This is a genomic window from Longimicrobium sp., from assembly GCF_036387355.1.
Taxonomy (GTDB): Bacteria; Gemmatimonadota; Gemmatimonadetes; order Longimicrobiales; family Longimicrobiaceae; genus Longimicrobium.
This window is the reverse complement of record NZ_DASVTX010000271.1, coordinates 1-6,765: the sequence shown is the minus strand read 5'-3', so window position 1 is coordinate 6,765 and position 6,765 is coordinate 1. Positions and strand designations below refer to the sequence as shown.

Annotated in this window: 6 protein-coding genes; 3 read left to right on the top strand and 3 right to left on the bottom strand. The window is 69.9% G+C overall.

Features of this window, described 5'->3' with window-relative positions:
- Positions 1–2 precede the first annotated feature (2 nt).
- The 3 genes from VF665_RS11630 to VF665_RS11620 all read right to left on the bottom strand — a co-directional run bounded on the left by VF665_RS11630 (position 3) and on the right by VF665_RS11620 (position 2,348).
- Positions 3–923 carry a hypothetical protein gene (locus VF665_RS11630; RefSeq protein WP_331053603.1) on the bottom strand — a complete coding sequence of 307 codons (921 nt, stop codon included), beginning with the start codon at positions 921–923 and terminating at the stop codon, positions 3–5.
- A 190-nt stretch (positions 924–1,113) separates the two neighbouring features.
- Entirely contained in the window at positions 1,114–1,320 is a 207-nt protein-coding gene (locus VF665_RS11625; protein ID WP_331053602.1) for a hypothetical protein, read from the bottom strand.
- 38 nt (positions 1,321–1,358) lie between these two features.
- The gene (locus VF665_RS11620; RefSeq protein ID WP_331053601.1) at positions 1,359–2,348 is read right to left on the bottom strand and encodes a GntR family transcriptional regulator; all 990 of its coding nucleotides are present in this window, start codon (positions 2,346–2,348) and stop codon (positions 1,359–1,361) included.
- 291 nt (positions 2,349–2,639) lie between these two features.
- On the opposite strand from VF665_RS11620, the gene VF665_RS11615 reads away from it, so the two are divergent.
- The 3 genes from VF665_RS11615 (at position 2,640) to VF665_RS11605 (ending at position 6,310) form a co-directional block, all read left to right on the top strand.
- On the top strand, positions 2,640–3,986 hold the full coding sequence (locus tag VF665_RS11615) for a hemolysin family protein (RefSeq protein WP_331053600.1): 1,347 nt from the start codon (positions 2,640–2,642) through the stop codon (positions 3,984–3,986).
- Positions 3,979–5,304, top strand: a complete 1,326-nt coding sequence (locus tag VF665_RS11610) for a hemolysin family protein (protein WP_331053599.1) — start codon at positions 3,979–3,981, stop codon at positions 5,302–5,304. Before VF665_RS11615 ends, VF665_RS11610 begins: the two co-directional genes overlap by 8 nt.
- A 247-nt stretch (positions 5,305–5,551) precedes the next feature.
- On the top strand, positions 5,552–6,310 hold the full coding sequence (locus tag VF665_RS11605; protein ID WP_331053598.1) for a hypothetical protein: 759 nt from the start codon (positions 5,552–5,554) through the stop codon (positions 6,308–6,310).
- Positions 6,311–6,765 lie beyond the last annotated feature (455 nt).

Here is a 6,765-nt window from a genome sequence, read left to right as displayed (position 1 = left end):
GATCAGAAGAGGGAGACGAAGTCGGCTTCGCTGAGCAGAAACACGCGGGGGACCGGATACCGTGTCCCGGCCAGAATCCCCACTCCCGGTTTGCCGTCCCACAGCATGTAGCTCCCCTGAACCTGAACACTGCTGCTCCGGCCTCCGCGCACGAGGATGAACTCGGTACGGTCGTTCCCGGTTCCGTTTCCGAAGATCAGGTCCGCAGTGGCGTATCCTCCCGCCACCGCGGCCAGACCCGCGAGCGCGCGTGCGCCCGGATCAGCGCTCATCACCACGGCCCCGGGCGCGGCAGCGGACGATCCTTCTGGGCCCGGGCCGGAGGCGGGCAGCAGGTGCGGCTCCGGGTTGCCGCACGGCCACGCTAGAACTCCCGGCTTCCTGCCCAAGGTGTGACGGAAAAGCACGCCGGGCTCAGGAGTGCTCACGCCACCGTACGCGAGACCTCCCGCGAGCCGTGATGTCACGGCGGTGTCCGGGAACGCGCTGGTGACGGACAGCGCCCCGTCGGCGCGGAATCGGACGCGGTGCAGCCACTGCGCGCTGCGCCCGCCCTGCTGGAACCGGGGACCGTAGACGATCCAGTCCGGGCCGCAGCCAGCAGCGGCCAGCCCGGGAAAGCCCAGGGCCGGCACCTCGTGGAGCAGAGCGCCATCCAGACTGTAGACCGCGGTCCGGCCATTTCCGCCCAGCACCAGGATCGCCGTATCCCCCGAGACCGCCAGAGCCGTGGGGGTCCGCATCTCACCGGGGCCATCCCCCGATCGCAGGAATGCCGCGCGAAGGCTCCCGTTGCGCCGGAACACCTTCAGAAACGGAGCGAAGCCTTCCAACACGACGAAGTGTCCGCCATCGTCCGTCATGCGTGCCGTGATCACGCGCGAGAGCGACGTCTTCGGATCGGCATCCGGGCCGGCGCTCACATGCGCCAGATGACGCGCGGAATCGGCGAGCCGGCTCCCGGCGCGCGCCGAAGCCCCCTCCCCGGCGCCGCAAGCGGCCGAGGCGAGGGTAAGCGCGAATACGAGCGCGGCAGTTCTCAGCGTGGTCAGTGGAGAGTGTAGCCGGAGGTGTCAATTGCGCGTGCCGTAGCTCGGGCGCGCTGGGCCGCGGTCAGTCCCGGCGATAATAGCAGGTTGCGCCGCCAGTCGCGTTGGTGCGCCATCCTACCAAGGTGTAGGTGTTGCCTGCCTCGTCGGTCCAGGTGAGGCCGAACTTGATTGGAAGATTATGGCGCGCGGCTCCCGAACGGCGGCGAGAAGCACGGACGCGAAAAGCGGGGCCGCCGGCATCCACGCCGGCGGCCCCGCTTTCGTTCATCCCCCACGCACCCGGACGGGCGCGCTCCCTCCGCGGGTTCAGCCCTGCGTCCCCGCCAGAAGCTGCGTGGCGTCCTGCCGTTCCGCCGCGGACAGGTTCAGGCGGATGATGAGCTGCAGCAGCTCGCGCGCGGTGTGCGCCGAGAACGTGGGCGAGTGCGGGAGCAGCAGGGGCGGGAAAGAGAAGTCCTCGCCCAGCTTGGCCCGCGCGCCCAGCGTAAGGATCACGGGCTGGTCGCGGTTCAGGGTGGCCAGCGCCGCGGCGTCGTCGGCCAGCACGACGCGGATCTGGTCGGGATCCGTCTCGCTGGCGTCGGCGTACATGGCGCGCAGCCGGTTGCCGAACTCCGGATCCACGCACACCAGCGTGACGCCGCCGCTGCGGATCTGCCGCTGCACCGTCTCCACCACCTCGGCGTTCACCGTGAGCGTAACGGACGGCACCCCCACGTTCTCCGCCGCCTTGCGCACCAGCCGCGAGTGGTAGCTGGTGGTCACCACCAGGTCCGCCTGGCGGATCGCCTCTTCCACCGCGTGGAACTCCACCGAGCGGTCCGGGCGGGGCAGGGGAATGGGCGAGATGTACACCGGCACCGCCTCCAGCCCGAACTGCTCCTGCAGCTCCGCGCAGTACGCCGTCATCTGGTCCACGTTGCTTTCCACGCACGCGCAGCGCAGCCGCACGGTGCTGGTGCAGCGGCGGATCAGTTCGGGGATCTCGGCCAGCGTCATGCGCCGCTTCCACCCCTCCACCAGCACGCCGGCCATCCACCGCGCCGTTTCGGCCAGCACCTCGCCGCCGAGCTGGTCCTGCGGAGCCAGGTACACGCCGGAGCGGCCGCGCACCTCCACCAGCCCTTCGTCTTCCAGGATGCGGTAGGCCTGGGCCACCACGCGGTGGTCCACTCCCATCTCGCGCCACAGTGCGCGGATGCTCGGAAGCCGGTCGCCCGGCTGCAGCAGTCCCAGGTGAAGGGAACTGAGAATTCGGTCGCGCAGCTTGTCGCTGAGTGCGGTTTCCTGATCCATCGATCCGGTAATGCCTGGCGTTCGGTGTGCGCGCGCGGCGCCGGACGGCGACCGCGAGTGCCTAATAGGATCGTCTTGCGGGGGGTTCGCGCAACACGTACCCTGCATCGCGCGCGGGGTGCCGCGCCCGCCGGCCCGTGGTGTGGCGTACTCCCTGCGTTGATTTTCCCCGTAATGAGCGTGTTTCAGCGCGCCAGCACAAGCCCGACCCGCGCCGGGCCGCCCCGCCGACCCGTTGGGGACGCGCGGGGCCGCGCGTTCCCGTCCCCCTGCGGCGTCGCCTGAATGCTGTTGTCCGTCCTTGTCATCCTGGTCCTGATCGCCCTCACGGCGCTGTACGTGGCCGCCGAGTTCGCGGCCGTCAGCGTGCGCCGCAGCCGCGTGCGGCAGCGTGCAGAGCAGGGCGACGCCTCCGCGCGGCGGGTCCTTCCCTACCTGGACAATCCGCAGGCGCTGGACCGCTACATCGCGGCCTGCCAGATCGGCATCACCCTCACCTCGCTCATCATCGGCGCGTACGGGCAGGCCGCGCTCGCGGGTCCGCTGGCCGGGCTGCTCCGCCGTCTCTGGACACTCAGCCCCGCGACGGCGTTGTCCACCGCCGCCGTGGTCATTCTGGTGGGGCTCACCATCGTCAGCATGGTCCTGAGCGAACTGGTGCCCAAGTCGCTCGCCCTGCAGTTCCCCACCCAGGTGGCGCTCCGCACCAGCCTTCCCATGAAGTGGTCGGTAGCGGCGTTCGGCGTCTTTATCCGCTTTCTGAACGGAAGCGGCGGCTTGGCGCTGCGGGCCATGGGGGTGGAGACGACCGGGCATCGCCACATTCATTCCCCGGAAGAAATCGACCTGCTGATCGCCGAGTCGCGCGACGGCGGGCTGCTGGAGCCCGATGAGCACCGGCGGCTGCGGCGCGCCCTGCAGCTGGGCATTCGCCCCGCGCGCCACCTGATGGTGCCGCGGCAGGAAATCGTGGGCGTGGACGTCGATACGCCCGTGGCCGAGCTGCTGCGCACCATGGCGGAGGCGCCGTACACGCGGCTCCCCGTGTACCGCGGCGACATCGACCACGTGGAAGGCCTGCTGCACACCAAGGACCTGTTCCGCGGGTACCTGGCCGGCGGCCCGCTGACCTCCGTGCGCCAGCTCATGCGCCCCATCCTGATGGTGCACGAAAGCGTGACGGCGGACCGGCTGCTGACGCTGATGCGGGAGAAGCGCAGCCATCTGGCCATTGTGCTGGACGAGTTCGGCGGGGTGGCGGGGCTGGTGACGCTGGACGACGTGCTCACCGAGGTGATGGGCGACGTGGCCGACGAGTTCCGCGTAAACGAACCCGGCGCGGAGCGGCTGGAGGACGGCCGCGTGCGTCTTCCCGGGTGGATGCGGCTGGACCAGGCGGAGCCCTGGCTAGACGTGCTCTGGGACGGGGACAGCGACACGGTGGGCGGGCGAGTGATGGAGGAGCTGGGGCACGTGCCCACGGCGGGGGAGCGGGTGCGGATCGACGGGGTGGAGGTGGAGGTGGAGGCGGTCGCCGGGCACGCGGTCCGCACCATCCTGGCCCTTCCCGCGCGCCGTCGCCGGGACGACCAGCGGGACGAGCGGCGGGACGGCCGCGAGGGAGGGCGCGATGGATAAGCTGGTGCCCATCCTCATCATCGCCGTGCTGATCCTGGCGAACGCGCTGTTCGTGGCCGCGGAGTTCGCCATCGTGGGCGCGCCCAAGGCCTCCATCGAGCGGCGTGCGGCGGAGGGCGACCGGGTGGCGCGCATCGTCGCCAACATCCTGAACGATCCGCGGCGGCAGGACCGCTACATCGCCACCGCGCAGCTGGGCATCACCGTGGCGTCGCTGGGGCTGGGCATGTACGGCGAGCACGTGCTGGCGGAGTGGATCGGGCACGCGCTTTCCGGGGTGGGCCCGCTGCGCGCCGCGGCGTCGCACACGCTGGCCAGCATCCTGGCCGTGGCCATCCTCACCTACTTTCACATCGTCGTGGGAGAAATGATCCCCAAGACGATCGCGCTGCAGCACGCGGACCGGGCCGCGGTGTGGGTCACGCCCCCCGTGCTCGTGGTGCAGAAGCTGGTGTTTCCTATCGTCCTGGCGTTGAACGCCATTGGCAACGGGCTGCTGCGGCTGGCGGGGATCAACCGCTACGTCTCATCCGGCGAGCAGTACCGCACGCCGGAGGAACTGCAGTTCATCGTCCGCGAAAGCCAGGCGGGGGGCATGCTGCGCCAGGAGAGCGCCGACGTGCTGCAGGAGCTGCTGGAGTTCGGCGACCTCACGGCGGGGGAGGTGATGATTCCCCGCGTGCGGGTGACGGGGATCCGCGCGGGCGCCACCGCCGACGAGATGCTGCGCACGCTGCGGCGCAGCCCGCACACGCGCTACCCCGTGTACGAGGAAAGCATGGACCACATCGTGGGTGTGGTGCACATCAAGGACATCCTGCGGCGCATGCCCAACCGCCGCGCGCTCCGGCCGTCGGAGGTGCGCGAGGTGCCGTACATTCCCGAAACGGCGGCGATGGACACGGTGCTGGCGGCCATGCGGCGCGTGAACTCGCAGATGGCCGTGGTGATGGACGAACACGGCGGCACCGCGGGCGTAATTACGATCGAGGACCTGTTCGAAGAGGTCGTGGGGGAAATCGAGGAGGGGTGGGTGGCGCGCCCGGACATGTACCGCGACGTGGAGGGGCGCGTCATTGCGGGCGGCACCGTGCGCATCAGCGAGGTGGGTGACGAACTGGGCGTGGTGCTGGAGCACGGCGAGGTGGACACGGTGAGCGGGCTGGTGCTGAGCCTGCTGGACCGTCCCCCCGTGGTAGGCGACACGGTGGTGTACGACCACGTGCGCTTCGAGGTGCTGTCCGTGGAAGGGCTGGGGGTGAACGAGTGCCTGGTGACGCCGCTGGCCGGCGCGGTGCAGGAGAACTTCGACACCTGATCCGCCGTTCGTGAGTGCGGCGGCGGAGCGGGGGAGGGAAGACGTCCATCTTCTTTCCCCCGCTGCTTTTGCCGCGACGCGGCGGAGCGGCGAGTCATGTTGCACGATTCGCCTGCGGGCTTTTTCTGATACACCGTTGAGGCACAGTTCTTCCTATGGCGGGGCGGCTCGAAAACATGCGGTCCGGGGACGGATTCCGGATCGCGGTGAAGCTGACTTTTCGCGGGAGTGCAGGATGACGGATCGGATGATGGGACGCGCAATGCGGGTGCTTGCTGCTCTCGCGGTGATTGCCGCCACGGCGCGCGGCGCGGCCGCGCAGGAAGTGACCGCCTTCGTCACGGGGTCGGTGGACGGGCACGACAGCAACATCGCCCTGGTGGGCGCGTCGGCGCGGCCGGCGGGCCTGGGGCTCAAGCCGGTGGTGGCGCTGCAGGTATACCGGCTGAACTACGAGGCCGGCGACGAGAACGTGGGCGTGTGGAGCGTAACTCCGTCGGTCGGCGCCGCGTACCGCACCAGCGGCGGCCAGGTGGAAGGGCGTGTGGGCTACAACTTCCAGAGCGGCGAGGACGACAGCGATGACGACGTCGACCTTCCGTTCGGCGAGTCCGTGGGCGAGGGCGGTGGGCGCAGCGGCGTGGTGACTTCGGTGCAGGCGCAGTCGTGGGCCGCGCGCCCGGAACTGCAGGGCATCGCCTCGTACAACTGGCGCTCGGAGTACATCTGGAGCCAGGCCCAGGCGGTGCTGCCCGTGGTGCAGCTGAACAGCGGCGGCAACATCGGCGTAGGCGGCGAGGTGGTGTACCAGGGCCAGACCACCAGCCCGGACATCGGGGAGCGGTACTCTGCAGTGCAGGTGGGGCCGCTGGTGCGGTGGAGCACGGGGCGCGAGTCCAGCGTGCTGGTGGGCGGCGGCTACAAGGACAGCAGCACCCGCGGCGGAACCTGGTATGCCCGCGTGGCCTTCGTTCGGTACGGCATCAACCTGGGCCTGCTGGACTGATTCCCGGCGGTCGGTTGATGGATGATCCGGTGAGGTTGGATCACCGGTGATGACGGCTGCGGCGGCGAGATTCTTCTCGCCGCCGCTGCTTTTCGTGGCACCGCGAGGGTGGGATTCGTGAGATCCGCGGAATTCGCGAGGTTGATCGAGTGTAGCGGAGATGGGTGTGGCGGACGGGGTGGCCCTCACCCGGCTCGCTAAAGCTCGCCACCCTCTCCCACGAACAGATGTGGGAGAGGGGGCACACGGCAACAGCCGGCCGCGGCGGTTCGGACGGATCGGCTCGTCCTCCGGCTTCGGCGCCTCAGGCTTCGTCGCGGAGTACAGCTCGACGTCCATCCGCCGCGCCGATGGCCCCTCTCCGGCCCCTCCCCGTGCAAACTGCGCACGGAGAGGGGGAACGGCAGATCCGTGCGCTTCGGACGGTGCCGGTGCGGCGGAAGGAGGCCCCCTCC